The organism is Cupriavidus sp. DF5525, from assembly GCF_040149425.2.
Taxonomy (GTDB): domain Bacteria; phylum Pseudomonadota; class Gammaproteobacteria; order Burkholderiales; family Burkholderiaceae; genus Cupriavidus; species Cupriavidus pickettii_A.
Genome location: NZ_CP168266.1, coordinates 2616894 through 2641669, shown reverse-complemented (window position 1 = coordinate 2641669; position 24776 = coordinate 2616894). Strand labels below are relative to the sequence as shown.

General features: G+C 67.7%; 24 protein-coding genes. 9 read left to right on the top strand and 15 right to left on the bottom strand.

Annotated features, from left to right (window positions below):
- Positions 1–40: 40 nt before the first annotated feature.
- Entirely contained in the window at positions 41–1006 is a 966-nt protein-coding gene (locus tag ABNX08_RS33255) for a LysR family transcriptional regulator (protein ID WP_022537438.1), read from the top strand.
- 12 nt (positions 1007–1018) lie between these two features.
- Here the strand turns inward: ABNX08_RS33255 and ABNX08_RS33250 are convergent, their stop codons facing one another.
- Positions 1019–3709, bottom strand: coding sequence for a tannase/feruloyl esterase family alpha/beta hydrolase (locus ABNX08_RS33250; protein WP_022537437.1), 2691 nt, complete (start codon positions 3707–3709; stop codon positions 1019–1021).
- 263 nt (positions 3710–3972) lie between these two features.
- Between ABNX08_RS33250 and ABNX08_RS33245 the strand changes: the two genes are divergently transcribed.
- Positions 3973–4209 carry a hypothetical protein gene (locus ABNX08_RS33245; protein ID WP_022537436.1) on the top strand — a complete coding sequence of 79 codons (237 nt, stop codon included), beginning with the start codon at positions 3973–3975 and terminating at the stop codon, positions 4207–4209.
- A 109-nt stretch (positions 4210–4318) separates the two neighbouring features.
- On the opposite strand, the gene ABNX08_RS33240 is transcribed toward ABNX08_RS33245, so the two are convergent.
- From ABNX08_RS33240 to ABNX08_RS33220, 5 genes are all read right to left on the bottom strand, one after another.
- Positions 4319–4882, bottom strand: coding sequence for a DUF3016 domain-containing protein (locus ABNX08_RS33240; protein WP_022537435.1), 564 nt, complete (start codon positions 4880–4882; stop codon positions 4319–4321).
- A gap of 120 nt (positions 4883–5002) precedes the next feature.
- On the bottom strand, positions 5003–6178 hold the full coding sequence (locus tag ABNX08_RS33235; RefSeq protein ID WP_022537434.1) for an L-rhamnonate dehydratase: 1176 nt from the start codon (positions 6176–6178) through the stop codon (positions 5003–5005).
- Positions 6179–6295: 117 nt separating this feature from the next.
- Positions 6296–7315 carry a 4-hydroxythreonine-4-phosphate dehydrogenase PdxA gene (locus ABNX08_RS33230; RefSeq protein WP_022537433.1) on the bottom strand — a complete coding sequence of 340 codons (1020 nt, stop codon included), beginning with the start codon at positions 7313–7315 and terminating at the stop codon, positions 6296–6298.
- A 21-nt stretch (positions 7316–7336) separates the two neighbouring features.
- Positions 7337–8305 carry a tripartite tricarboxylate transporter substrate binding protein gene (locus tag ABNX08_RS33225; protein ID WP_022537432.1) on the bottom strand — a complete coding sequence of 323 codons (969 nt, stop codon included), beginning with the start codon at positions 8303–8305 and terminating at the stop codon, positions 7337–7339.
- A gap of 106 nt (positions 8306–8411) precedes the next feature.
- On the bottom strand, positions 8412–9368 hold the full coding sequence (locus ABNX08_RS33220) for a LysR family transcriptional regulator (protein ID WP_022537431.1): 957 nt from the start codon (positions 9366–9368) through the stop codon (positions 8412–8414).
- Between the two features lie 143 nt (positions 9369–9511).
- On the opposite strand from ABNX08_RS33220, the gene ABNX08_RS33215 reads away from it, so the two are divergent.
- Entirely contained in the window at positions 9512–10444 is a 933-nt protein-coding gene (locus tag ABNX08_RS33215) for a dihydrodipicolinate synthase family protein (RefSeq protein WP_022537430.1), read from the top strand.
- A 33-nt stretch (positions 10445–10477) separates the two neighbouring features.
- A complete protein-coding gene (locus ABNX08_RS33210) occupies positions 10478–12061 on the top strand; it encodes an aldehyde dehydrogenase (NADP(+)) (protein WP_022537429.1) in 1584 nt (527 codons plus the stop codon).
- Positions 12062–12064: 3 nt separating this feature from the next.
- On the opposite strand, the gene ABNX08_RS33205 is transcribed toward ABNX08_RS33210, so the two are convergent.
- Both ABNX08_RS33205 and ABNX08_RS33200 read right to left on the bottom strand, forming a co-directional pair.
- Positions 12065–12991: a LysR family transcriptional regulator gene (locus ABNX08_RS33205; protein WP_022537428.1), complete on the bottom strand. Its 927-nt coding sequence runs from the start codon at positions 12989–12991 to the stop codon at positions 12065–12067.
- Positions 12992–13116: 125 nt separating this feature from the next.
- Positions 13117–13602, bottom strand: a complete 486-nt coding sequence (locus tag ABNX08_RS33200; protein WP_022537427.1) for a histidine phosphatase family protein — start codon at positions 13600–13602, stop codon at positions 13117–13119.
- A 159-nt stretch (positions 13603–13761) separates the two neighbouring features.
- Between ABNX08_RS33200 and ABNX08_RS33195 the strand changes: the two genes are divergently transcribed.
- Both ABNX08_RS33195 and ABNX08_RS33190 read left to right on the top strand, forming a co-directional pair.
- Positions 13762–14418, top strand: coding sequence for a dienelactone hydrolase family protein (locus ABNX08_RS33195; protein ID WP_022537426.1), 657 nt, complete (start codon positions 13762–13764; stop codon positions 14416–14418).
- 111 nt (positions 14419–14529) lie between these two features.
- Complete coding sequence (locus ABNX08_RS33190; RefSeq protein WP_022537425.1) at positions 14530–15579, top strand: phytoene/squalene synthase family protein; 1050 nt, start codon at positions 14530–14532, stop codon at positions 15577–15579.
- A 1-nt stretch (position 15580) separates the two neighbouring features.
- On the opposite strand, the gene ABNX08_RS33185 is transcribed toward ABNX08_RS33190, so the two are convergent.
- Positions 15581–16762, bottom strand: coding sequence for an FIST N-terminal domain-containing protein (locus ABNX08_RS33185; RefSeq protein WP_022537424.1), 1182 nt, complete (start codon positions 16760–16762; stop codon positions 15581–15583).
- Positions 16763–16913: 151 nt separating this feature from the next.
- Positions 16914–17900 carry a tripartite tricarboxylate transporter substrate binding protein gene (locus ABNX08_RS33180; protein ID WP_022537423.1) on the bottom strand — a complete coding sequence of 329 codons (987 nt, stop codon included), beginning with the start codon at positions 17898–17900 and terminating at the stop codon, positions 16914–16916.
- Between the two features lie 199 nt (positions 17901–18099).
- Here ABNX08_RS33180 and ABNX08_RS33175 point away from each other — a divergent pair, with 199 nt between their 5' ends.
- A complete protein-coding gene (locus ABNX08_RS33175; RefSeq protein WP_022537422.1) occupies positions 18100–19026 on the top strand; it encodes a LysR family transcriptional regulator in 927 nt (308 codons plus the stop codon).
- A gap of 14 nt (positions 19027–19040) precedes the next feature.
- Entirely contained in the window at positions 19041–19280 is a 240-nt protein-coding gene (locus tag ABNX08_RS33170) for a hypothetical protein (RefSeq protein ID WP_349608692.1), read from the top strand.
- Here the strand turns inward: ABNX08_RS33170 and ABNX08_RS33165 are convergent.
- From ABNX08_RS33165 to ABNX08_RS33145, 5 genes are all read right to left on the bottom strand, one after another.
- A complete protein-coding gene (locus ABNX08_RS33165) occupies positions 19267–20274 on the bottom strand; it encodes a tripartite tricarboxylate transporter substrate binding protein (protein WP_022537420.1) in 1008 nt (335 codons plus the stop codon). The genes ABNX08_RS33170 and ABNX08_RS33165 overlap by 14 nt on opposite strands.
- Positions 20275–20478: 204 nt before the next feature.
- The gene (locus tag ABNX08_RS33160; protein WP_022537419.1) at positions 20479–21210 is read right to left on the bottom strand and encodes an SDR family NAD(P)-dependent oxidoreductase; all 732 of its coding nucleotides are present in this window, start codon (positions 21208–21210) and stop codon (positions 20479–20481) included.
- A 171-nt stretch (positions 21211–21381) separates the two neighbouring features.
- On the bottom strand, positions 21382–22584 hold the full coding sequence (gene pcaF, locus ABNX08_RS33155) for a 3-oxoadipyl-CoA thiolase (protein WP_022537418.1): 1203 nt from the start codon (positions 22582–22584) through the stop codon (positions 21382–21384).
- 52 nt (positions 22585–22636) lie between these two features.
- Entirely contained in the window at positions 22637–23278 is a 642-nt protein-coding gene (locus ABNX08_RS33150; RefSeq protein WP_022537417.1) for a 3-oxoacid CoA-transferase subunit B, read from the bottom strand.
- 26 nt (positions 23279–23304) lie between these two features.
- On the bottom strand, positions 23305–23967 hold the full coding sequence (locus tag ABNX08_RS33145) for a 3-oxoacid CoA-transferase subunit A (protein WP_041681662.1): 663 nt from the start codon (positions 23965–23967) through the stop codon (positions 23305–23307).
- A gap of 516 nt (positions 23968–24483) precedes the next feature.
- On the opposite strand from ABNX08_RS33145, the gene ABNX08_RS33140 reads away from it, so the two are divergent.
- Positions 24484–24726, top strand: a complete 243-nt coding sequence (locus tag ABNX08_RS33140) for a hypothetical protein (protein WP_022537415.1) — start codon at positions 24484–24486, stop codon at positions 24724–24726.
- The last annotated feature ends 50 nt before the right edge of the window (positions 24727–24776 follow it).

The window sequence follows — 24776 nt, the reverse complement described above, 5'->3', positions numbered from 1 at the left end:
TATACTTCCTCTCACATTCATATCTATTGCATATACCAGCGTGGAACTCCGGCACTTGCGTTACTTCCTGGCCGTGGCCGAGCATGGCTCGGTCACCCGCGCCGCCGAGCAGCTCGGCATCCAGCAGCCGCCGCTGTCGCAGCAACTCAAGGCGCTCGAGACCGAACTGGGCGTGTCCCTGTTCGAGCGCCAGCCGCGCGGCGTGGCGCTCACGCCGGCCGGCACCGCCCTGCGCGACGATGCCGAGGACCTGATCGACCGCATCCACCAGATGCGCGCGCGCATGCAGCGCCTGGCGCGCGGCGACGAGGGTTCGCTGGCAATTGGCTTCACCAGTTCCGCCGCGGCGCACCGCCTCACGCCGGAAGTGCTGCGCGAGTGCCGGCGCCGCTTTCCACGCGTGGCGCTGTCGCTGACCGAATGCAATGCCGCCGAGGCGATCGAGCGCCTGGCCAACGGCACGCTCAGCGCCGCTTTGCTGCGCGCGCCGGTGCAGCATCCGGAAGGCGTGCGCTTCGACCTGCTCCTGGAAGAGGACATGGTGATCGCGCTGCCGCTGGACCATCCGCTGCTGCGCAAGCGCCAGGCCGCAGGCGCGGCCCCGGCGGCGCCAGTGTCGCTGCGCGAGCTGGCCGGCGATCCCTTCATCCTGGTGCGCCGCCCGGGCGCGCCAGGCATGTACCACGACCTGCTGCGGGAATGCGAGGCGCTCGGCTTCACGCCGCGCGTGGGCGCGGAAGTCGAACGCATGCTGACTAACCTGAACCTGGTGGCCGCCGGGGCCGGCGTCAGCGTGGTGCCGGCATCGATGGCGAGCCTGAACCGGCACGGCGTGGCCTACTGCCGCATGCAGGAAGCCGACCGCCTGCGCGCGCCACTGACGTTGGGCTATCGGGAGGATGCTGCGCAAGGCGGCGACCCCGCGCTGGCCGCGCTGGTGGCACTGACGCACCGGCTGGCGGCTCGCCACCGGCGCCGGCCGGCGAAGACGCTGGCCGACGCCTGAGCCGCCGCGCGGTCAATACATCAGGCCCAGTTCGAAACGCGTGCCCGCGGTACCCGCCAGCACGCCACCGTTGGCCGTATAGAATCCGCTCACGCCACCGCTCGCCGCGATCACGCCCGCCACCGGCTGGTTGTAGGCCAGCGTGCCGCCGGCGCCGGCGCGCGTGACGGTGGTGCCCGCCAGGTCCGCATCGGCCAGCACGCCATCCGTGCCCTGCAGGCGATAGGTGCCATCGGCCGAGCCCGCCGGCAGCGTCGCTGGCTGCGGCGTATAGACGCTCATGCCATAGGCGGTCGCGGAACGCGTCAGCACCAGCGGCACCGGCTTGCCGTTGACAATGCCGCTGATCAGCGACCCGGACAGCGTGCCGTCGTTGGCCGCGATGGTGCCGCCGACCAGATAGTCGAAGGCCTGGCGCGCGGCGTTCCACACGATATAGCCCTTGGTTGTCGCGGTGCATGCCGCGTCATAGACGATAAAGCCGCCGGTGGACGGATCCTGGCAGGTCTGCCACGTGGCCGCCGACGAGCGCAGCCGTGCGGCCCCGTTGCGCACCGTGGCAGTGTTGCCCGCCACCGCGTACTGGATGCCGTTGACGTTGTAGATATCGGCCACCGCCTTGTAGTCGGACGAGACGTCCTGGAACGCCAGCAGCGGCGCAAAGCCCGCGCCCGATGCCGGTACCACGCCACCCGTCACCGCGCCGCCACCGCCGAAGGTGAAGCGCGCGCCGTTCTCGTCGCTGGCATAGGTGCAGCCGCCCTGCGCCACCAGCCGCCCGGTTCGTTTCGTGCTGGCCGGACGCTGCAGGCTGGCATCGATCGTCACCGTGTATTGCAGCGTGGCGGGGTCCACCGTCAGGGTCAGTTCTTCACCCAGCGTGTTGCCACCCTTGAACGCCGTCACTACGGCAGGCAGGTTCAGGCACGCTTGCACGGTGCCGGTCTCGCCTTCGCAGGTGTAGTTGATCGCCGCATCCGCGCTGCCGCTGCCCTTGTACTTTGGCCACGACGGGTACTGGCACAGCGGGCGCGTGCGGCCATAGGTCTGCGCATTGGTATCCATCACCGTGCGCGTGCCCGGCGCCGCGCCGAGCTCGACCCAGTTCTCCAGCGCCGTCAGCGAATTCCACGCCGGCAGGAAGCTGCCGGTGCCGTGGCCCATGCCGGGCACCGTGTAGAAGCGGATGCCCTGGTCCACCGCCCCCTGCCCCACCGTGGCCGTCACCGCCTGGAACCACGCGATGGTGGAATTGGGGCTGATGACCTCGTCGGCCAGCCCGTGCAGCAGGATCAGCCGCCCGCCGTGCGCGAGGAAGGCCGAGATATCCGGATTGGTTGCATCGGTCAGCGCGGACACCGCCTGCGCGCGCGCGGCCCAGCTGCCGGGGTTGGCCGGATCGAAGGTCAGCGCGTCGAAGCCCGCATCGCGCGTGACGAAGTACTTCACCCACTGGTCGCCGGTGACGTACATGTTGGCGTCGGCGGTGGTCGCGGGATTGCCCGGCAGCGGCCGCGTGCCGAGATCGCGCGAGGTGAACGGACCGGCCACCAGCGCGCCTTCCAGCAGGTTGTAGCCGCCCGCCACCGTCACGCCATTGGCCAGCGGATAGGTGAGCTGCAGGGGTGCTTCGATGGTCTTGACCGTGGCGATCTGCGCATCCGACAGGCAGGTGTCGCCGGCGTCCGTGCCGCCCGCACAGCGCAGGCTGGCCAGCACCTGCTGCGCGCCGGCCCGGCAGCCTTCCACATTGCTGACGATCTTGTCGGCCACGCCGTCGAGCCGGTCGCATGCCGCCATCGCGGCATCCTGCACCAGCAGTGTCTTGTTCAGGTTGAGCCACCCCGCGCCGTTGTTCAGGTAGAGCGTGCGTCCCACCGCCACGTTGGAGAGCCGCGTTCCGGTGTAGTTGAGCGCCGGCTCGTTGGCGATCACGCCGTCGTAGTCCGCCGGCCAGCGCTGGATGTAGGTCAGCGCATCGCGCCCGCCGGTAGACGTGCCGAGGAAGTACGCGCGCTGTGGCGCCTTGCCGTAGCGCGCCTGGATCAGCGCCAGCGCCACGTCATGGGTTTTCTTCAGCGTGTCGCCGCCGTAGTTGCGCAGCGCTTCATCGTTGGTGGCAAAGCGCCCGTCGGTGATGCTGCTGCTCTGGTGGCCGGAATCGTCGCCCCAGGTGGCATAGCCGCGCGCCAGCGGCGCGGGATCGTCGGGCATGGCAAAGCGCACGGTCTCGGTGCCGTCGATCAGCTTGCCGTCAAACCCGCCGCCGCCGAACTGGATGCCCTTGTTGTTCCACTGCGTCGGCAGGTTCACCGCAAACAGGATCGACGGCGCCGCCGGGTCGACCGGCGCGATCGCACCGCGCACCTGGCAATACTCGCCCGGCGTATTGCCCGGCGCCGCCGCGGCGATCAGCTTAGCGCCGGTCACGGTGGCGCCGCCCGAGGCCAGCGCGAGTTGCGCGGCCGGGATGGTCATGCCGTTCAGCGCGTTGCACGCGTCCAGCGCCGACAGTGCCGGTGGGTTGCCGCCACTGCTGCCGCCAGCATCGCCGCCATCCTGCGTACCGTTGGACGCGCCGGGGTCTTGCGCCAACGGCGCGTCATCGCCCCCGCCGCAGCCCGCGGACAGCATCACCGCGATCAGGACGGCAGCGAACAGCCGCGGCCCGGTGCGGGCGCGGCGCGAGTCTTGTATTGCCATGCTTGTCTCCTCCGTATGCATTCGCGTCGTGCCATGTGGCCGGGAATGCTGGAGCGAGACGGTATCACCGGGGTCTGCGCGCGTAAAATATATGCTTCACGGCTTATTCATACTTTATAAATATGGATTAAGGCCGTGCAAATCCTTGCAACCCGCATCGGAAGGGATTGCAATCGGAAAGCGATACAAGCCACCCTGATGCCGGGAACGAAGGTTGCAGCGATGCTGCAAGCCACTACCCAGCGCAAGCAAAAGGACGTTCTATGTACATGGTCTACTGGTCCGAGGCCCACGGCGCCGGGCTCAGTCCCCACGCGCAGTCATTCCCCAGCGACGCGATGCGCGAGGCGCTGCACTTTACGGAAGCGCTGCGCCAGCGCCAGCATGCGGGCGAGCCGGTGAGCTTTGTCACGCTGTGCTCGGAGAATCCCAACTCGGTGGGTTGGCCCGGCGTGGCCGACCCACCGCCGGATTACGAGTGGAGGAAAAGGCGGCCTTGAGCCAGCGGTTGGGCGTCATGCGCGCACTGGCACTGCGGCAGGCCGCAGCGCGGCGCGCTACCCTGGCTTGCGCGTGCCCTATGGCGCCCAGTAAGCGCCCACCGGTCAATCACCCGTGGCCGGTCTGGCGCGACGCGATCCGGCGTGTCACGGTCTCGTCGAACCAGCGGTCCATCATCGCCTTCTCGTAGCGCAGCCTGTCTGTGGCATCGTAGATGTTGACGCCTATATTGAAGGTCTGGTCGGCGATACGCTGCTCGCCGCTACCGATCACGGCACCGTCGCTGCCGCGCAGTTCGTAGCGCAGCGTCATGTGCGGCCAGGTGACATCGCGCACGATGCGCACGTTATAGGCCTGGGAACGCCACGGTTCAAAATGTCCGGCCAGGTCGACATCGAGCACTTCAATGCTCAGCGCATAGCCCGGCGGCAGATAGCGTGCCACCAGTTTGTCGAAATGGCGGCGGATATCGTTCATCACCTGCGCTCTTTCCTTGTCGCTGCCGTAGTCGCTGCGGTAGGTGGCGTCGGTGTAAGTCTCCGGATGAACGAAGGTAAGTGTCAGGGTTCCGGCGGGCGGCGCGGCGAGAGCACTCAGGGCACCGAGGACACTAATGGCACTCAGCGCCAAGGGTGCCGCGCAGGCGGCCAGCAGACGGCGGGATCTGGCCATGGCGAACTCCAGGACAAGAGCATTACGCCTCTTGATTGTAGTGCGCCAATGCCCGGCAGGCGGCCGCAGCGGTGTGAGCGGCGCGCGGTATCTTCCGCGCTGCCGCGTTGGCTGGTGCGTTTAGCCGATGATGTTGAACTCGCTGAAGTATTCCTCGTTGAACTCCAGCCCCAGCCCCGGCAGGTTGTCGTCGAGCTGCAGGTAGCCGTTGTCGGGCGCGGGATCGCCCTTGAAGATGTAGTAGAACAGCTCGTTGCCCACCTCGACGTCATGCACCGGGAAGTACTCGGCCATCGGCGACGCGGTCGACGCCATGGTCAGGTGGTAGTTATGCATCTGGCCGGCGTGCGGGATCACGGGCACCGACCAGGCCTCGGCCATGGCGTTGATCTTCTGCGCCGCGGTGATGCCGCCGACGCGGTTGGTGTCGTACTGGATTACGTCCACCGCGCGGCGCTCCAGCAGATCCTTGAAGCCGTGCGAGGTGAACTCATGCTCGCCGCCGGATATCGGGAACGGGCTTGCCTTCTTCAGTTCGACATAGCCTTCGATATCGTCGGCGATCACCGGCTCTTCCAGCCAGCGCGGGTTGAACTCGGCCAGGCGCGGCAGCATGCGGCGCGCGTATTCCAGTGTCCAGCCCATGTAGCACTCCAGCATGATGTCGACGCCGTCGCCCACCAGCTCGCGCAGCAGGCGCACCTGCTCGATGTTCTTCTGCATGCCGGCGGGGCCATCCTTGGGGCCGTAGCCGAAGCGCATCTTCATCGCGGAGAAGCCCTGGTCGAGGTAGCCCTGCGCCTCGGCCAGGAAGGCATCGCGGTCATCGTTGTTGTAGAGCTTGGAGGCGTAGCACCAGATCTTCTCCTTGGTGCGCCCACCCAGCAGCTTGAACACCGGCTTGCCGACGGCCTTGCCCATCAGGTCCCACAGCGCGATATCCACCGCCGAGATCGCCGCCATGCCAATGCCCTTGCGGCCCCAGGCATGGGTGCGGCGGTACATCTTTTGCCACAGGTATTCGTTGTCGAAGGGATCCTGGCCGATCACCACCGGCGCCAGGTACTGGTCGACGATCTCCTTGGCCACGCGCGGGGCAAGCGCGCAGTTGCCGATACCGACCAGGCCTGTGTCGGTCTCGATCTCGACCACCATCCAGCCGTGGAAGCGGAACGAGCCCATGGCGTCGCCGCGTTCGAACAGGATGTCGGTGGCATTGGTGCAGAAATGCGCCTGCGGCGGCACGGTCTTGCCCTTCCATTCGAAGACGCGGGCACGGACGTTGGTGATCTTCATGTTGAGCTCCTGATGGCTTTGCTTTGGCGCGAACGCTCCCCGGCCGCGCCGGGGGCGGTCATGCTGGTTTCGGTGTCGGGTAGACCGCGCCGGCGCGAACCGGCGCGAGCGGGATCGTCAGTCTCTGGCGGCGGCGCGTCGTTGCGCACCCATGCGGCAGGCAATCTGGAAGGCCTGCTGCGTGGCGCCCGGATCGGCGCGGCCCTGCTGCGTGATGTCGAACGCGGTGCCGTGCGCGGGCGTGGCGATCGGCACCGGCAGGCCGCCCTGCACCGTCACGCCGCGCGAGAAGCCCATCAGCTTGATGCCGATCTGGCCCTGGTCGTGGTACATGGTGACGATGGCGTCGAACTGCCGCTGCGCCGGGCCTCCCTGCACCTTCAGGAAGATGGTGTCGGCCGGGAACGGGCCTTGCGCGTTCACACCGCGCTCGCGGGCGGCGGCCACGGCCGGGGCGATCACGTCGATCTCCTCTCGGCCGAAGGCGCCATTGTCGCCGTTGTGCGGATTGAGACCACACACGGCGATACGCGGGCGTTCCATCCCGGCGCGGCGCAGGGCCTGGTCGATCAGGTCGATGGCGGCGCCCACGCTCGGCTGCGTGATCATCGCCGGCACATCCTTGAGCGCGACGTGCGAGGTGACGCGCGAGGTCCACAGGCCGTCGAGCACGTTGAACTCGCAGAAGTTGCCGTGGTAGTCCAGTTGCTCGGCAAACCAGTGCAGCTCGTCGTTATGCGCCATGCCGGCAGCGTGCAGCGAACTCTTGTTGAGCGGCCCGAACAGGATCGCATCGGCCTGGCCCGCCTGCGCCAGCTCCAGCGCCAGTGCCAGCGTGCCCAGGCTGTAGCACCCGCCTTCGGCGGTGGCCACGCCGCGCTGGAACGCCGGCTTCTCCGGCAATTGCCATTGGTACAGGCGCGGCGCGCCTTCGGCAAACGCGGCCACATCGGTCTCCTCAAGGGAGAGTTCGACGCCGGCCACCTGCATGCCGCGGCGCCATTCGTCGCGATCGGCGATCAGCAGGATGTCGGCCTGCTCGCAGGTGGCGGGATCGGCCAGCAGCCTGGCGATCAGTTCGGGGCCGATGCCGGCGGGGTCGCCCAGCACCATGGCAATTCGTGGACGGAGATTCATGAGTCTTCCGGGAAATAGACCTTAATCGAGCTTGACGCCCAGTTCGGCAATCAGCTTGCCATAGCGCGCATACTCGGCGCGCGAGAACGCGTCGAACTGCCCCGCGGTGAGCGCGCCGGGCACGGCACCGACATCGGCCAGGCGGCGCACAGTGTCAGGATCCTTGATGACATTGGTCAGCGCGGTGCCCAGTTTTTGCAGCGTGGCGGGCGGCGTACCGGCCGGCGCATAGACGCCGTACCAGGCGCTCATCTGGATGCCGGGCACACCGGCTTCGGCCAGCGTGGGCACATTGGGCAGCTGCGCCGAGCGCTTGTCCGCGGTCACCGCCAGCGCGCGCAGCTTGCCGGCCTTGATATGGCTGATGACCGACGGCATGGTCTCGAAACTCATGTCCACCTGGCCGCCCATCAGGTCGACCAGCGCGCTGCTGCTGCTCTTGTACGGCACGTGCAGCAGCTTGCCCTGGATCTGCCGCGCAAACGCCGCGCCAGCCAGATGCTGGGTGCTGCCGACGCCCGACGAGCTGTAGCGGAACTTGTCCGGGCTGGCTTGGATCTGCGCCACCAGCGCCTTGACGTCGCGCGCCGACACCTGGTTGTTGACCACCAGCACATTGGGCACCGTCGACACCAGCGCCACCGGCGCCAGGTCCTTTAGCGGATCGAACTGCAGCTTGAGCAGGTGCGGCGCGATCGCCTGCGAGGTCACCACGCCCATCAGCAGCGTGTTGCCGTCCGGGGCGGCCTTGGCGGTGATGTCGGCGGCGATGGTGTTGGATGCGCCGGGGCGGTTGTCCACTACGACGGGCTGCTTCAACTGTGCGGCAAGCTTGTCGGAGACGATGCGCGCCATCACGTCGGTGCCGCCGCCCGGCGCTGCGCCCACCAGCAGCCGCACCGGCCGGGTGTCCTGCGCCAACGCACTGGTCGTCACTGCAGCTGCCACCGTAGCCATGCCGGCAAGCGCGCCGGCGATCCATGTCTTCATCGCTGTCTCCATTTTGCTGTCCGCCTCTGTGGTGCGGATGGGCAGACTATATGGGCATCAGCGATTCGCTACTACTGAGCATTTTTGAACTGGCGATCACCTGGCGTTATACCTCAGGCGCGGCATTCACTGACGTGCGCGGCACTGCCTTCAGGATAGCCACCAGTTGCCGCGCCGAGGCGGACAAGGCGCCGCCGCGCCGCGTGACAATGCCGAAGGTCTCTTGCCGCGACTGCAGCCGCACCGGCAGGATGCGCAGCATCTTCTGGCGCACGAACAACGCCGCCACGCCGGTCGGCAGCAGCGACACCAGGCCGGGGTCGCGCTGCAGCATGGTCACGGTCACGAAGGCCGATGAGGTCGAGATCGCATTGGCGGGGAAGCCGACGCCGGCCAGGTCGAGTTCGCGCTGCAGCAGCGCATGCATTGGCATATGGCCGGCATAGGTGATCCAGCGATAACCCGCCAGGTCGGCAAACCCCATCGATCGCGCACGCGGCGCGGGATGCGAATGGCCCACCACGACCGCGACCTGCTCATCGCCGAGCGGGTGGTAGTGGTACTTGGCCGGTTCGTCGCTGACCAGCGAGCGGCCGATCACCAGGTCCACGTGCCCGTCGTCGAGCAGCCCGAGCAGGCGCAGGCTGGTGTCCTCGATGATGTCCAGCGACAGGTCCGGCTGCGCCTGCCGCAGTTGTTCGAGCGCCGGCACCAGCACCTCGGGCACGGCGCCCATGATCACGCCGATGGCCACGCGCCCGCCGCTGCCGGCGCGGATGCCGGCCACCTCCTCGCACATCGCGCCCAGGTCCGCCACGAGTTGCCGGGCATGCCGGATCACGCAATGGCCGAAGGCGTTTGGGCGCATGCCGCGCCTGGAGCGCTCGAACAATGGCGCTTCCAGCATGCCTTCCAGCTCCTGCAGTGACTTGCTCGCCGCCGACTGGGTCATCGCCATCGCCGCGGCCGCCTGGTGCAGCGACTGGTGTTCGTCCAGCGCAAGCAGCAATTGCAGTTGCTTCATGCGAAGGCGGCCGGTCAAGGTGTCGAGGGTGGATTTCATGGCGGAGATGGTGATTCCTAAAAGCGATCACCAGATGGAAAGGTTTCAATATACAGCCCTCCGGCACGGCCCGTATATTGGCCCGGCGCATTCCGACCCAACACAGCGCCGCGGCCAGGCCGCCGGCACGCAAGGAGGAGACCATGACCCAATCCGCATCCCGCCCGGTGTATCGCGGCGTATTCCCGGTGGCACCGACCATCTTCGACGAACAAGGCGGCCTCGATCTCGACGGCCAGCGCCGCTGCATCGACTTCATGATCGATGCCGGCTCGCACGGCATCTGCATCCTCGCCAACTTCTCCGAGCAGTTCGTGCTGACCGACGACGAGCGCAACGTGCTGATGAAGACCGTGCTGGAGCACGTGGACGGCCGCGTGCCGGTGATCGTCACCACCACGCATTTCAGTTCGCGCATCTGCGCCGAGCGCAGCCGCGCCGCGCAGGACGCCGGCGCCGCCATGGTGATGGTGATGCCGCCCTATCACGGCGCCACCATCCGCGTGCCCGAGCGCGGCATCTACGATTTCTTCGCCACGGTCTCGGATGCCATCGACATCCCGATCATGATCCAGGATGCGCCGGTCAGCGGCACCACACTGAGCGCACCGTTGCTGGCGCGCATGGCGCGCGACCTCGCCAACGTCTCGTACTTCAAGATCGAAGTGCCGCAGGCCGCGGCCAAGCTGCGCGAGCTGATCGAACTGGGCGGCGACGCCATCGTCGGCCCGTGGGACGGTGAAGAAGCCATCACGCTGATGGCGGACCTGGAAGCGGGCGCCACTGGTGCGATGACCGGCGCGGGCTTCCCGGACGGCATCCGCAAGATCCTGGATGCATGGCAAGCCGGCGATGCCGAACTGGCCGCGCAGCACTACCAGCAATGGTTGCCGCTGATCAACTACGAGAACCGGCAAGGGTGGCTCGCGACCAGCAAGGTGCTGATGAAGGAAGGCGGCGTGATTGCGTCGGACGCGGTGCGCCATCCGCTGCAGCCGATGCATCCGGCCACGCGCGAAGGGCTGCTGAAGATCGCGCGCCGGCTGGATCCGCTGGTGCTGCGCTGGGCGCGCTGAGCGGTCAAGCATCCCACATCTCAAGGACAAGGCATGAATATCTCAGGGGAACTGCTGATCGGCCGCCAGGCAGTACATGGCGGCGCAGGCACCATCCACGCCATCGACGCCGCCACCGGCGCCACGCTCGAACCGGCCTTCGGCGGCGCCACGCCGGAACAGCTCGACCAGGCCTGCGCACTGGCCTGGCAAGCGTTCGACACCTATCGCGAAATCTCACCCGAGCGGCGCGCCGATTTCCTCGAAGCGATCGCCGCCAATATCCTGGCGCTGGGCGATGCGCTGGTCGAGCGCTGCGTCAGTGAGAGCGGCCTGCCGCGCGCACGCATCGAAGGCGAACGCGGCCGCACCGTGGGCCAGCTGCGCCTGTTTGCCAGCATGCTGCGCCAGGGCGATTTCCTCGAGCTGCGCGTCGACCCGGCCCAGCCCGAGCGCAAGCCGCTGCCGCGCCCCGACCTGCGCCTGCGCCATATCCCGCTGGGCCCGGTGGCGGTGTTCGGCGCCAGCAACTTCCCGCTGGCGTTCTCGGTCGCCGGCGGCGACACCGCGTCTGCACTGGCCGCGGGCTGCCCCGTCATTGTCAAGGCGCATCCGGCGCACCCCGGCACTTCGGAACTGGTCGGCCGCGCCATCCAGCAAGCCGTGCAGGCGCTGGACCTGCCCGAGGGCACCTTCTCGCTGCTGTTCGATGCCGGGCTCGCCGTCGGCCAAGGGCTGGTGGCGGACCGGCGCATCAAGGCGGTCGGCTTTACCGGTTCCCGCGCCGGCGGCATGGCGCTGATGGCGATCGCCGCCGCACGCGCGGAGCCGATCCCGGTCTTTGCCGAGATGAGCAGCATCAACCCGGTGCTGCTGTTCCCCCACGCGCTGGCGCATCGCGCCACCGCCATCGGCGAGGCCTTTGCCGGCTCGCTGACGCTGGGCGCCGGACAGTTCTGCACCAACCCCGGCCTGGTCCTTGCCGTGGCCGGCGAAGGCCTGGACCGCTTCATGGAGTCCGCGGCGGCAAGCCTGGTTCGCATCGGCGCGCAAAGCATGCTCACCCCCGGCATCCTGCGCGCCTACTGCAACGGCGTCGGCACGCTGGCGCAGCACCCGCGCGTGCAGGCCGTGGCGCGCGGGCAAGCCGGCAACGACTTGCAGGGCCAGGCGGCCTTGTTCTGCACCGATGCCGAGGCCTTCCTGGCAGACGAAACGCTGCGCCACGAGGTTTTCGGGGCATCGTCGCTGGTGGTGCGCTGTCGCGACCTGGCGGAGATTCGACGCGTGGTCGAGTCGCTGGAAGGCCAGCTCACCGCGGCGCTGCATCTCGATGCCGGCGACCATGACGCGGCGCGCACGCTGCTGCCGTCGCTGGAACGCCTGGCGGGCCGGATCCTGCTCAATGGCTTCGGCACGGGCGTGGAAGTGGGCCATGCGATGGTGCACGGCGGCCCGTGGCCTGCCACGTCTGACGGCCGCACCACCTCGGTGGGCAGCCTGGCGATCGCGCGCTTCGTGCGCCCGATCAGCTACCAGGACATGCCGGAAGAGCTGCTGCCGCCCTCGCTGCGCCCAGACAGCCCCCAGCGCCACACCTGGCGCCTGGACGGCAAGCTGCAAGGCCAGGCGGACTGAGGCCTACTTCGACAGCGCCCGCAACGTATCGATCAGCAGGCTCATCGATGCGGTCGGCGGGCGCCCGCGCCGCGTCACGATGCCGTAGGGCCCGAGCTTGCGCGGCAGGGGCAGCGGCAGCACGGCCAGCGCGCCAAGGCGGCCATAAAACGCGGCCACCGATTCCGGCAGCACCGCAATCAGTTCGCTGTCGGCCAGCAGCGAGGTGGTCATCAGCACCGCCGCGGTCTCGATGGTCGACGGCGGCGCCGGCACGCCCGCATCCTCGAACGAGCGGTCGATCAGCGCGCGCATCGGGCTCGGGCGCGGCTGCATGATCCACGGGTAGCCGGTCAGTTCCTCGAACGACAGCTTGCGGCGCCGCGCCAGCGGATGCTGCAGTCCCACCACGATGGCCAGGCCCTCGTCGCCGAGCTGCTCGAACTCCAACCCGCTGCTATCCCAGCCATCCGGCACGCGGCCCAGCACGATGTCGAGCTGGTCGCGCTCCAGCAGCGGCACCAGCAGGTCGCTGGTTTCTACCTGTACCGCCACTTCCAGCCGCGGATGATCGCGATTGAGCTGGCGGATCACATCGGCCAGCAGTCCCGGCGCAGGCGCCATCACCGCCCCGACTCGCACACGACCGATCTTGCCGGACTCCAGCGCCACCAGCTCGTCGCGCAGCCCGCCCATGTCGGCAAATACCAGCCGCGCGTAGCGCGTGGCCGCCAGCCCGAAACGCGTCGCCCGCAGCCCGCGCGCGTGGCGCTCGAACAGTGGCACGCCGAGCAGCTCCTCCATGTCCTGCAGCATCTTGCTGACGGCAGGCTGCGTCAGCGTCAGCGCCTCGGCGGCCTGGCGCAGCGAGCCGCGCTCCTCGACCGCCAGCAGCAGGCGCAGGTGCTGCATCTTCAGGCGGCCGTGGAGGGTACTGACGGGTGGGATCATGGGCGGGATGAAGCGTAGATAAGCGGGAAGGCAGGCTTTCGCCCGCGATCACAAATTCTTATCGCTTCGCCCCGGATGGTCAAGGCGGAGATATCACTGTCAGGCCGTCGGCGCCCGGCACCGGATTACTGCTTGGGCGAATCCACCGAGACTTTCGATGGGGTGATGTCCCCGACATCCTCCCACGCCTTCGTGTCGAAACCGAATTTGGCGACGGCGCAGGTAGGCATGTCGGTGATTTCGTCCGACAAGCGATGCGCGAAGTCAGTGAACTCGGGGTTGTGACCGAACAGCATCACGCAATCGAGCTTCTTGTCGAGCGCACGAACGACGGCCAGCAGCGCCTCCGCGCTGGTGGCATACAGCCGGTCATCGAGCGCGATGTCCTTGCGTGCATAGCCGAGCTCGTCGGCGATCAGTTGCGCTGTCGTCAACGCACGCAGGGCCGGACTCGACAGGAGCAGGTCGGGCTTCAGCTTGCGCTCGGCCAGGCGCTTGCCCATTTCCGGGGCGTCGTGCCGGCCCCGGTCATTCAGGGGGCGCTCACGGTCGGGCAAGGAGGGATCATCTTTACTTGACTTGGCATGCCGGACGAGAAACAAAGTCTTCATAGTCCCTCCTGATCCATCGGGATTGTTGTCGATTCCGCGCATCAGCAGACCGGCAGACTGCGGCTGGCCGCGCCGCTACGTCCGCCCTATAGTGGACTTGGGTGGGGCCAATTGCAACGCGATGAACGGCAAAGCGCCCATCTCTCGGAGGGAAGCGCCATGCGGAGCCATTCAGATGCCATCGAGGTTGTGATCCGCGCCGGCGGCGTGGACCTGCAAGGCATCCTCACCTTGCCCCCGGGCGCCAGCGCATTGGTATTGTTTGCGCACGGCACGGGGAGTTCCCGGCATAGTCCGCGCAATCGCTACGTGGCCGCCGAACTTAATCGCTGCGGCATGGGAACGCTGCTGATGGACCTGCTCCTGCCGGAGGAAGACCAGGTGCAGGCCATCCGCTTCGACGTCGAGCTCCTCGCTGCACGGCTCGCACACGCGACAAACTGGGTGGCGCAGCAGCAAGCCATGCCACGGCGGTTTGGCTACTTCGGCGCCAGCGTTGGTGGCGCCGCGTCGATCCGTGCCGCGTACCAGTCGCCAATCCCGATACACGCCATCGTTTCGCGCGGGGGCCGGGTCGACCTGGCGGGTCCGGACGCCCTTGCGAAACTGCTTGTGCCCACCATGCTGATCATCGGCGGGCTGGATGCGAGCGTCCTGGAACGCAATGAGTCGGCCTTTGCCCAGCTGACCTGCACGAAGAAACTGGTGATCGTGCCCGGCGCCTCCCATTTGTTCGAGGAGCCCGGCGCACTGGAGTCAGTTGCCCGCCTTGCGGCGCAGTGGTTCGAGAGATATCTCTGCCAAGCCTCGCCCTGACCAGGGCTGCCAATCTGCTCCTTTCGTCGACGGTACAATGCCCGGGCCCGGCCTGACGGCCAACCGGGCACTGGCACTTTCGCAAACCTCTCAGGGAACAGGACACCATCCATGCGCGACCCCAGCCGGGCGTTCCTCCTCGGTCCGCTGCTCAAAGGCGTCTCGCGTTCGTTCTACCTCACGCTGCGCGTGCTGCCCGCCCGGATGCGCGATCCGGTCGGCCTGGCCTATCTGCTGGCGCGTGCCGCGGACACGATTGCCGATACCTCGCTGATCCCGCCGGAAAGGCGGCTGGCGTTGCTCCTGTCGTTGCGCGACCAGGTCAACGGCGCGACAGACGGCGGCGAGCTGGTCCGGCGCATCGCAGGGGAGGTCGCTGGCCAGCAACAACAGTCGGATGAGCGCATCCTGCTCGAGTCGCTAGGTCCCGCGCTGGCGGTGCTGGCGCAGCTGGCCCCGGACGACCGGGAGGCGGTACGGCAGATCGTGTCGACCCTGACCGAAGGCATGGAATTCGACCTGCGCACGTTCCCCGATGAATGCGCGGGCCGCCTCGTCGCGCTGCGCGAACCGGAAGAGCTTGACCGTTACACCTACCTGGTCGCCGGCTGCGTGGGCGAATTCTGGACCAGCATGACTGCCTCCCACATGCCCGGCGCGATCGGCGGCGAGCCCGGCACCATGCTGCGCCGCGGCGTTCGCTTCGGCAAGGCACTGCAGATGACCAATGTCCTGCGCGACTGCGGCAAGGACCTGCGGATCGGCCGCTGCTACCTGCCGGCCACGATGCTGCATCGGCATGGCCTGAGTCCGCAGGAGCTGCTGCTCCCGGACGCCTCGACGCGCGCGCGGGCCATGATGCTCGAACTCGTGCGCAAGACGCTGGACCACTTTCGCGAGGCCATGGCCTACACGCTTGCCATTCCCCCGCGCTTTATCCGGCTGCGGCTGGCTTGCCTGTGGCCCGTCCTGATCGGCATGGAGACCCTGCTGCTGCTGGTGCGCAACGACGACTGGCTGGACCCGGCAAAGGCGTCCAGGCTGCAGCGCGGCAAGGTGTATCGCATCCTGGCGTATTCGCTGCCAATGGTCCTGTCGAACAGCCTGTTGCGCATCTGGTTTGCGCGCCAGATGCGCAACATCGATGCTGTCATTGGCTGATTCATTGGCTGGTGAAAACAGTCAGCACCCCCGTGTAGCCGTAGAGGTGATCCCTTGCGATCTCGCCGCCGGCAAAGAAACCGGCCAGCGGCAGGTCGCCCAGCGCGCGGCGCACGGTCTGCAGTTCGGCATGCGGCGCGCCGAAATGCGGCCCGCCCCTGCCTGAGCAGCTGATGTAGAGCGCGCCCCGTGCGCGGCCGTGGCCGCCGTCCTCGATCTCGGTGCGGATCTCGGTGGCGACGCGCACCAGGTCCGCGCGCGCCGCAGTGGCATTGCGCGTGCAGAATGCCAGCCGCATGCCGGGCTCGACCATGTCGGCCAGCGCCAGCACGCGATGCTGTACGTCCAGGCCGATCAGGTGGCGCACCAGCGTATCCGAGCCGAACCTGCCGGGCAGGACCGGGGCATCATCGGTGGCTGAGTTCAGGCCGGCGAGCGTTCCCGAAAGTGCCTCCGCCATGGTCTCCAGCGGGGCGTCGCGTTCGACGCCCAGGTCCTGCAGGATGCAATCCAGGGCCGGCTTGCCATCCAGCGCGAACAGGAGGTTGTGATCGCTGCGGGTCACGGCGCGCACCGGCCCGATCGGCTGGCAGCCCTGCGTGACGCGGGAGACCAGCCCGATTTCGGGGCCGAACAGCACGCCCGACAGCCCGCCGGAGAAGACGCCATCGGCAATGTGCAGGGTACGGTTGCGGGCCGAGGACAAGCCGCCGAAGAGGTAGCCGGTGGCCGTTCGCGCGCTCAGCTCGTGCAGCAGGTCCTGGACATCCGGCGTACTGCCCTCGGCATGCACCAGCGCGGTATGGGGAACGAAGCCGGAAGACGGGGCCGGCAAGGGCTGGCGCCCCGAAAACAGCTGGAAGCTGTCGCGCGGGAACGGCGCCGCCATCAGCACCATGGCCGGCTCGTCGAAGTACTCGACGCCGCTGGCGGATACTCCCAGGCCGACCGTGCCTACCCAGGACACGCCGGGCCAGTTCTGCTGCAGCGCGGCAAGGATCGCCTCGGCGGCCAGCGCGTAGTAGTCGCTCAGGTAGCACCAGCCGAGCGTCAGCGGCGGCGGGCTGTCCGACTTCGCCTGGCGCAGGAAATCCTGCGTGTCCAGCTGGCGCTGGCAGTCGGCCAGCGCGACCTGCCACTCGACGTGGGCCGCGTCAGCGTGAACGAAGGCAAGGTCATGCATGATGGTTCCTCCGTATTCAGGCTGACGACATCCATTGGACCCCGGCCGGCAAGGGGTGTTCAGGTGACGTTATGGCGGCCGATCAGAGGGCGCAGGCGCGTTTCACAATGATCTGGTGTAATGCCAGCGCCGCTTCCCGTGAGCGCGGCCGTTATTCCGCCTTCGCCCCCGAATCCCGCGCCACCTTGCCCCACTTGTCTGTTTCGGCGCGGATAAAGGCGGCAAGCTGCGCCGGCGTCAGGTCGCCGGCGGTCACGCCCTGCTCGTCGAACCGCTTCTGCACATCGGGCGCCTTCAGCAGCTTGCCCAACTCCGCCGCCACGCGCTGCTCGACCGCGGCAGGCGTGCCGCGCGGTGCCATCAGCGCGAACCAGGTGGTGACCTCGTAGCCCTTGATGCCGCTCTCGGCCAGCGTCGGCACGCCGGGATAGGCGCCCGAGCGCTTCGCCGTGGTCACGGCCAGCGCCTTGACCTTGCCGCTGCGTACGTGCGGTGCCGCCGACGGGCTGGTCTCGATCGCCATCTGGATCTGGCCGGCGATCAGGTCAGTCATCATCGGCGCGCCGCCCTTGTACGGCACGTGGGAGATATCGGTGCCGGTCATGGCGCGGAACAGCTCGCCCGACAGGTGCTCGGTGCTGCCGATGCCGGCCGAGCCGTAGTTGACCTTGCCCGGATGCGCCTTGATATAGGCGATCAGTTCGGGCACCGACTTTACCGGGATGGCGGGGTTGACCAGCAGCACGTTGGGGGTCAGCGCGACCAGGCCGACGGGATCGAGGTCGCGCGTGAACTCGTACGGCAGGCTCTTGTAGATGGCCGGCGCCATGGTGTGCGCCACGGTGGCCAGCAGGAAGGTGTAGCCGTCGGCCTGCGCGCGCGCCACGTTGGCCGCGCCGATGGTGCCGCCGGCGCCGGGGCGGTTGTCGACTACCACCGGCTGATGCAGCGCCTCGCCGAGCTTCTGGCCGATGGTGCGGGCGAGGATATCGGTGGTACCGCCGCTGGCGAACGGCACCACCAGCGTGATCGGTTTGGTGGGCCAGTTGTCGGCGGCGATGGCGGTGCCGGTGGCCAGCATGGCGGCGCCGGTAATGCAGGCGGCAAGCGCGCCAACGATGCGCGATACGGGCTTCATGCAGTCTCCTGTGAGGATAAGTCGCGTAGTTCCGGGACAGCGGGCGCCTGCCCGCTTGTTGTGGCCGCGACTCTACGTAGCGCATGGCAAGCCCGCCAGTCGGCATCCGTTAACGGGTCTTCAGGATCTGTGAACCGTCTGGCGGATTTCCGCTACGATGCGGGCAATTCAGGCCAGGCGGCAACAGCGGAGACAAGAGATGGAACTGAGGCAACTGCGCTACTTCGTCAGCGTCATCGAGCACGGCAGCATGGGCAAGGCCGCGCTGGAGCTGGGCGTGGTCACGTCGGCGCTGAGCCAGCAGATCAGCCGGCTGGAGAGCGAGCTGTCCACGCGGCTGCTGCAGCGCACCTCCACCGGCGTGGTCGCCACCGACGCCGGGCTGGCCTTCTGGCGCCAGGCCCAGCTGGCGCTGCGCCATATCGACGACGCCGCACTCGCCGCGCGCCAGGCGCGCCTGTCCGGCCACGTCAGCGTGGGCCTGCCGCCAAGCACCGCAGCGGTGCTGGCGCTGCCGTTCATGCAGGCCATGCGCGAGCGCTATCCCGATGTGCGCCTGCGCATGGTCGAAAGCCTGTCGGGCTACCTCGGCACCATGCTGGGCGCTCGCCAGATCGACCTGGCGGTGCTGTTCAGCGAGGAATCGGCGCAGCGCCGGACCGTACTGCCGCTGCTGGATGAAAGGCTGTTCGTGATCGGCGCCAGCGGGCTGGCCGGCATGCCGCGCGGCAACCGCACCTCGGTAGCCGCACTCGGCAAGCTGCCGCTGATCCTGCCGAGCGGCTCGCACGGGCTGCGCGCGCTGGTGTCGGCGTGCTTCCAGCACGCCGGGCGCGAGCCCCGCGTGGTCGCGGAGATCGACGGCCTGGCAATCCTGATGGACGCGGTGCAGGGCGGCCTGGGCGCCACCATCCAGCCCGGCGCCGCGCTGGCGCGCAGCCAGGGCGCGCCCTACCGCAGCGTGCTGCTCACCGATCCCGACGCGACCCGGCCGAACCTGCTGGTAAGCCTGTCGGACGATGAACTGTCGCCCGCGGCGCTGGCCGCGCGCGTGGTGCTGGCCGACGTGGCCGCCACGCTCGTGCGCGACGGCCGCTGGCCGGGCGCGACGCTGCGGCCGCGCTAGTGGCGGCGGCGTTCATGAAAGCTGAAGCCCTCGCCATTGTGCAGCAGCCTGCTGAAAAATTCGGCGAGGTTCCAGGCTCTCGCCAGCGCGCGCATGAACTCGCGGTTGCGCAGCTCAGGAAACCTCGCACGTTCATCGGAGCAAAAAAGAAAAAAGCCCCCGTGCCGCGAGGCAAGAGGGCTTCCACACGCGGTACATCGCACCGCTGCGACGCGCCGCCGGGCATGCGTCGGATGAAACTCAGTCCACCGTAGCGCCCGAAGCCTTCACCACCTTCGACCACTTGGCCGTTTCCGACTTCATGAACGCAGCCAGCTGCGCCGGCTTTTCGGGGTTGGGCTCGGCACCCTGGTCGGCCATCTGCTTCTTCACTTCCGGCATGGCGAGGATCTTCACCACTTCGGCGTTGAGGCGGTCGATGATCGGTTGCGGCGTGCCGGCGGTGGCGTACAGCGCGAACCACGAGGTGGCTTCATAGCCGGTCACGCCGGACTCGGCCACGGTCGGCACGTTCGGCAGCGCCGGCGAGCGCTTGGCCGAGGTCACGGCGATGGCGCGCAGCTTGCCCGCCTTCACGTGCGGGTACGACGACGGCATGTTGTCGAACATCAGGCCGATCTGGTTGCCCAGCAGGTCATTCACGGCAGGCGCGCTGCCCTTGTACGGGATGTGCTGGATATGCAGGCCGGTCATCGAGTTGAACAGCTCGCCCGACAGGTGCATCGACGAGCCGCTGCCCGACGAGCCGTACGACAGCTTGTCCGGGTTGGCCTTGACGTAGGCGATCAGTTCCTTGACGTTGTTGACCGGCACCTTGGGGTTCACGACCACCAGGTTCGGCACCATCGCCACGCGGGTGATCGGCGCGAAGTCCTTGACCGGGTCGTACGGCAGCTTGGAGTACAGCGACTGGTTGATCGCGTGCGTGCCGATGGTGCCCATGAACAGCGTGTAGCCGTCGCCAGGCGCCTTGGCTGCCAGCGAGGCGCCGATATTGCCGCCCGCGCCCGGACGGTTGTCGATCACGACCGGCTGGCCGAGCGCCTTGCCCAGCTGCAGGCCGACGATGCGGGCCAGGATGTCGGTGGTGCCACCGGCCGAGAACGGCACGATCATGGTGATCGGCTTGGTCGGGTAGCCGCCCTGTGCGTGGGCAGCGCCGGCAAAGCCGATGATGGTGGTGGCCAGCACCACGCCTGCGGCGAGCAGGCGGCGGCGGGTGGTGGAGGTCTGGGAATCGAGTCTCATCGGTATTACTCCGGTGTATGGCTGTCCGGCGGCGATTGGGGGCCGCGCGGGACGTTGTGCTGAAAAGGCGTGATTGCCGTTCCCGAACGGATGCTGCGCACACGCGCGCATCCGGTGGGCGACCCGGCCACGGGCCGCCATGCTGCGTGACGTTTGGTTAACGTCTCTTCTTGTTCAATGCTTGAATACCCGGATCTGGCGCGCTTACACCGGCGCAACACCCAGCGTGGTGCCGCCGCAAACGTACAGCACCTGGCCGGTGACAAAGCCGTTGTCGGGTGACAGGAAGAACAGCGCGGCGCGCGCGACGTCTTCCGGGGTGCCCATGCGCTTGACGGTGATGCTGGCGAGGATGCGTTTGGTCTGTTCGGCGCCTTCCGGGTTGCTCTTGCGGAACAGTTCGGTGGCGATCGGGCCCGGGGCGACGGCGTTGACGGTCACGCCGTCGCCGCCCAGTTCCATCGCGAGCGTGCGGGTCATGCCGATCAGGCCGGCCTTGGTGGCCGAGTACACCACGCGTTCGGGCTTGCCCAGCGCGGCGCGCGAGGCCATGTTGACGATGCGGCCGAAGCCGGCGGCGCGCATCGCGGGCAGGCAGGCTTGCGTGAGCAGCAGCGGGGCCTGCAGGTGCAGGCCGGTCACGTAGTCCAGGTCGGCGACGGTGGCGGTGGCGGCGGTGCCGGGCCGGGTGGCGCCGGCATTGTTCACCAGGCGCGTGACCGCAAAGCGCGAGGTCACCTGTTCCGCCACGGCGCGGGTCGCGTCGGCGTCGGTCAGGTCGGCCTGGAAGAAGGTCATGTTCGGGTGCGACCAGGCCGGTTCGGCATAGTCGACATTGACCACCTGGGTCACGCCATCGGCCAGCAGCATTTCACAGATGGCGCGGCCGATACCGGAACTTGCGCCGGTCACGAGCGTGGCTACGGGAAGGGACATCTTTCACTCCACTACCGGCAACGCAGCGCGCGGCCGGGACATGCAAATGCGAAAAAACGATGGTCGTACGGATTCTTGAATCAGGGTGTCACCCTGACAACTACCGCTAACCGGCTCCCTCTCCCGCTAGCGGGAGAGGGAGCAAACCCTCGGCAATGCAACCTGCTACCTTCAGACGCGCTCGATCACCATCGCGATACCCTGGCCCACGCCGATGCACATCGTGCACAGCGCAAAGCGGCCGCCGGTGCGGTGCAGCTGGTACATCGCAGTCGTGACCAGGCGCGCGCCGCTCATGCCCAGCGGGTGGCCCAGCGCGATCGCGCCGCCGTTCGGGTTGACGCGCTTGTCGTCGTCGGCCACGCCCAGTTCACGCAGCACCGCCAGGCCTTGCGCGGCGAACGCTTCGTTCAGTTCGATCACGTCGATCTGGTCCATGGTCATGCCGAGCTGCTTGAGCAGCTTTTGCGACGCCGGTGCCGGGCCGATGCCCATCACGCGCGGCGCCACGCCGGCGGTTGCCATGCCGACGATGCGTGCGCGCGGGGTCAGGCCGTGTTGCTTGATGCCGGCTTCACTGGCCAGCAGCAGCGCGCAGGCGCCGTCGTTCACGCCCGAGGCATTGCCAGCGGTCACGGTGCCGTCAGCACGGACCACGCCGCGCAGCTTGGCCAGCGCTTCCATGCTGGTGGCGCGCGGGTGCTCGTCGCGCTCGACCACGATCGGGTCGCCCTTCTTCTGGGCGATGGTGACCGGGGTGATTTCCTGGGCCAGGGTGCCGTCGGCCTGCGCGCGCGACGCCTTTTCCTGGCTGCGCAGCGCCATCAGGTCCTGATCTTCGCGGCTGATCTTGTAGTCGGTGGCGACGTTCTCGGCGGTCTCGGGCATCGAGTCCACGCCGTAGGCAGCACGCATGGCCGGGTTGATAAAGCGCCAGCCGATGGTGGTGTCGAAGATCTGCGCATCGCGCGAGAAGGCGCTGGTGGCCTTGCCCATCACGAACGGAGCGCGGCTCATGCTTTCCACGCCGCCGGCGATCATCAGCTGCGCCTCGCCCGACTTGATGGCGCGCGCGGCGGTGCCGGTGGCGTCCATGCCCGAACCGCACAGGCGGTTGATGGTGGCGCCCGGCACGCTTTGCGGCAGGCCGGCCAGCAGCAGCGACATGCGCGCCACGTTGCGGTTGTCTTCGCCGGCCTGGTTGGCGTTGCCATAGATCACGTCTTCAATGGCCGACCAGTCCAGGTTCGGGTTGCGGGCCATCAGCGCCTTCAGCGGCACCGCGCCGAGATCGTCCGGGCGCACCGCGGACAGGCTGCCGCCGTAGCGGCCGATGGGGGTGCGGATGGCGTCGCAGATAAAGGCTTCGGTCATGGTGTGTCTCTCTCGTCTTGGTGTGTGTATCGGTGCGGGCACTAATGCGTACTTATGCGGCCTGCTTCAGCGGAACGCCGGTCAGGCGCTGCAGCTCTTCAAAGCTCAGCCCTTCGACAAGGTCGCGTGCGACCAGCCCGTCGGCGGTCACGTCGATCGTAGCAAGATCCGTATAGATGCGGGTCACGCAGCCGATGCCGGTGAGCGGATAGGTGCACTGCGGCACGACCTTGCTCTCGCCCTGCTTGGTGTGGTGCTCCATCATCACGAACACCTGCTTGGCGCCGATCGCCAGGTCCATCGCGCCGCCCACGGCGGGGATCGCGCCGGGTGCGCCGGTATGCCAGTTGGCGAGGTCGCCCTTCTCCGACACCTGGAACGCGCCCAGCACGCAGAAGTCGAGGTGGCCGCCACGCATCATCGCGAACGAATCGGCGTGGTGAAAGTAGGAGCCGCCCGCCTTGATCGTCACCGGCTGCTTGCCGGCGTTGATCAGGTCGCCGTCTTCCTCGCCCGGTGCGGGCGCGGGGCCCATGCCGAGCAGGCCGTTCTCGCTGTGCAGCAGGATTTCCTTGTCTGCGGGCAGGTGGTTGCCGACGAGCGTCGGCAGGCCGATGCCGAGATTGACCACGGCACCTTCGGGAATGTCTTTGGCCACGCGGGCGGCCATCTGATCGCGGGTCAGGCGTTGCATGTTGGTTCTCCTGTTGCCTGTCGCACTCACGCGACCTTGACGACGCGCTTGACGAAAAGGCCCGGCGTCACGATGTGTTCGGGGTCCATCTCGCCCAGCTCGACCACGCGGCTGACCTGCACGATGGCGCATTTGGCGGCCATCGCCATGATCGGGCCGAAGTTGCGCGCGGTCTTGCGATAGGTGAGGTTGCCCCAGCGGTCGGCGGTGTCGGCCTTGATCAGCGCGAAGTCAGCATGGATCGGGGTCTCGAACACGTAGCCCTGGCCGTCGATGATGCGCGTTTCCTTGCCTTCTGCCAGCGGCGTGCCATAGGCGGTGCGGGTGAAGAAGCCGCCGATGCCCGCGCCGGCTGCGCGGATGCGCTCGGCCAGGTTGCCCTGCGGCACCAGTTCCAGCTCGATCTCGCCTGCATGGTAGAGCGAGTCGAACACGTACGAATCCGACTGGCGCGGGAACGAGCACACGATCTTGCGTACGCGCTTGGCCTTGAGCAGCGCCGCCAGCCCGGTGTCGCCGTTGCCGGCATTGTTGTTGACGATGGTCAGGTCGCGCGCGCCTTGCTCGATCAGCGCGTCGATCAGTTCCGCGGGCATGCCTGCGAGACCGAAGCCGCCGATCAGGATGGTGGCGCCGTCGTGGATGCCGGCTACTGCCGCTTCCACCGTGTCGTATAGCTTGTTGATCACTTGCGTTCCAGGTCGGAAGATCCGCCAGGCCACCGGAGCGGGCCGCAAGGCGCGGCGCATGAAGGACTGTCTCCGGTAGTCCTGCCGGAAAGGATGTTCGTCTCGGCCCCGCGGCTCTTGTGCCGCGTTTGCCGCCCGTTGAACGGTCCAGCAGACTGCGTGGTGTTGTTGCGACTTGTGCGCGCCGCTCGCTCGATACTCGCGAGATGTTCGCAATTCGAACTTGAATTCGCAGAATGAACAGGTTACACCTGCGCGATGGAGAGGGTCAAGCGAGGGCTGAGGGCGAAGATAACGCGGTGGGCGATAAACGCGCAGGGTGATGCAGGCGCCCCGTGTAGGACAGGGCCGACAGGACAATCGGCTCGCACTCGATATGGGCTGAGGGCGGCGCGGGCTATCGTTGAATCAGAGCAAAGGCAGCATCGCAAAGCAGCCACCGGACCACCCGGCTGAGCGCGGTGCCGCAAAGCTGGAAACAAGTCGAGAGCACAAGACAAGGACGAGGAGCCCGCCATGGCAACCGCCAACGTCCCGATTCAATCCACGCATCATGCCGCGCTTGCGCGCATCCTGCATGTCACGGAGCAGGCGTGGGGACTGGGTCAGCAGAAGGATCAACAGAGCGCGATCGCTGCGCAGGACACACGCAAATTGATGCCGTCTTTGTCGCGCCGTGCGCGGCTGGCTCGCGCCGCGGCGCGAGCGCTTGAAGCGCAGGTGATGGCGATTCGTTGCCGGCAGGTGTTTGTGGTGTGATGGGCGTTGTCGCGGGGAAGAGCGCCTGCCCTCTCCCCCGGCCGCTCTCC

What these genes read in the sequence shown, in the direction of transcription:
- pcaF (WP_022537418.1), bottom strand. Translation starts at nt 22,584, where the DNA reads ATGACCGAAGCCTTTATCTGCGACGCCATCCGCACCCCCATCGGCCGC.
- ABNX08_RS33245 (WP_022537436.1), top strand. Translation starts at nt 3,973, where the DNA reads ATGTACATGGTCTACTGGTCCGAGGCCCACGGCGCCGGGCTCAGTCCC.
- ABNX08_RS33150 (WP_022537417.1), bottom strand. Translation starts at nt 23,278, where the DNA reads ATGCAACGCCTGACCCGCGATCAGATGGCCGCCCGCGTGGCCAAAGAC.
- ABNX08_RS33165 (WP_022537420.1), bottom strand. Translation starts at nt 20,274, where the DNA reads ATGAGACTCGATTCCCAGACCTCCACCACCCGCCGCCGCCTGCTCGCC.
- ABNX08_RS33230 (WP_022537433.1), bottom strand. Translation starts at nt 7,315, where the DNA reads ATGAATCTCCGTCCACGAATTGCCATGGTGCTGGGCGACCCCGCCGGC.
- ABNX08_RS33170 (WP_349608692.1), top strand. Translation starts at nt 19,041, where the DNA reads ATGAAAGCTGAAGCCCTCGCCATTGTGCAGCAGCCTGCTGAAAAATTC.
- ABNX08_RS33205 (WP_022537428.1), bottom strand. Translation starts at nt 12,991, where the DNA reads ATGATCCCACCCGTCAGTACCCTCCACGGCCGCCTGAAGATGCAGCAC.
- ABNX08_RS33200 (WP_022537427.1), bottom strand. Translation starts at nt 13,602, where the DNA reads ATGAAGACTTTGTTTCTCGTCCGGCATGCCAAGTCAAGTAAAGATGAT.
- ABNX08_RS33180 (WP_022537423.1), bottom strand. Translation starts at nt 17,900, where the DNA reads ATGAAGCCCGTATCGCGCATCGTTGGCGCGCTTGCCGCCTGCATTACC.
- ABNX08_RS33250 (WP_022537437.1), bottom strand. Translation starts at nt 3,709, where the DNA reads ATGGCAATACAAGACTCGCGCCGCGCCCGCACCGGGCCGCGGCTGTTC.
- ABNX08_RS33210 (WP_022537429.1), top strand. Translation starts at nt 10,478, where the DNA reads ATGAATATCTCAGGGGAACTGCTGATCGGCCGCCAGGCAGTACATGGC.
- ABNX08_RS33160 (WP_022537419.1), bottom strand. Translation starts at nt 21,210, where the DNA reads ATGTCCCTTCCCGTAGCCACGCTCGTGACCGGCGCAAGTTCCGGTATC.
- ABNX08_RS33195 (WP_022537426.1), top strand. Translation starts at nt 13,762, where the DNA reads ATGCGGAGCCATTCAGATGCCATCGAGGTTGTGATCCGCGCCGGCGGC.
- ABNX08_RS33185 (WP_022537424.1), bottom strand. Translation starts at nt 16,762, where the DNA reads ATGCATGACCTTGCCTTCGTTCACGCTGACGCGGCCCACGTCGAGTGG.
- ABNX08_RS33240 (WP_022537435.1), bottom strand. Translation starts at nt 4,882, where the DNA reads ATGGCCAGATCCCGCCGTCTGCTGGCCGCCTGCGCGGCACCCTTGGCG.
- ABNX08_RS33220 (WP_022537431.1), bottom strand. Translation starts at nt 9,368, where the DNA reads ATGAAATCCACCCTCGACACCTTGACCGGCCGCCTTCGCATGAAGCAA.
- ABNX08_RS33215 (WP_022537430.1), top strand. Translation starts at nt 9,512, where the DNA reads ATGACCCAATCCGCATCCCGCCCGGTGTATCGCGGCGTATTCCCGGTG.
- ABNX08_RS33175 (WP_022537422.1), top strand. Translation starts at nt 18,100, where the DNA reads ATGGAACTGAGGCAACTGCGCTACTTCGTCAGCGTCATCGAGCACGGC.
- ABNX08_RS33140 (WP_022537415.1), top strand. Translation starts at nt 24,484, where the DNA reads ATGGCAACCGCCAACGTCCCGATTCAATCCACGCATCATGCCGCGCTT.
- ABNX08_RS33235 (WP_022537434.1), bottom strand. Translation starts at nt 6,178, where the DNA reads ATGAAGATCACCAACGTCCGTGCCCGCGTCTTCGAATGGAAGGGCAAG.
- ABNX08_RS33190 (WP_022537425.1), top strand. Translation starts at nt 14,530, where the DNA reads ATGCGCGACCCCAGCCGGGCGTTCCTCCTCGGTCCGCTGCTCAAAGGC.
- ABNX08_RS33225 (WP_022537432.1), bottom strand. Translation starts at nt 8,305, where the DNA reads ATGAAGACATGGATCGCCGGCGCGCTTGCCGGCATGGCTACGGTGGCA.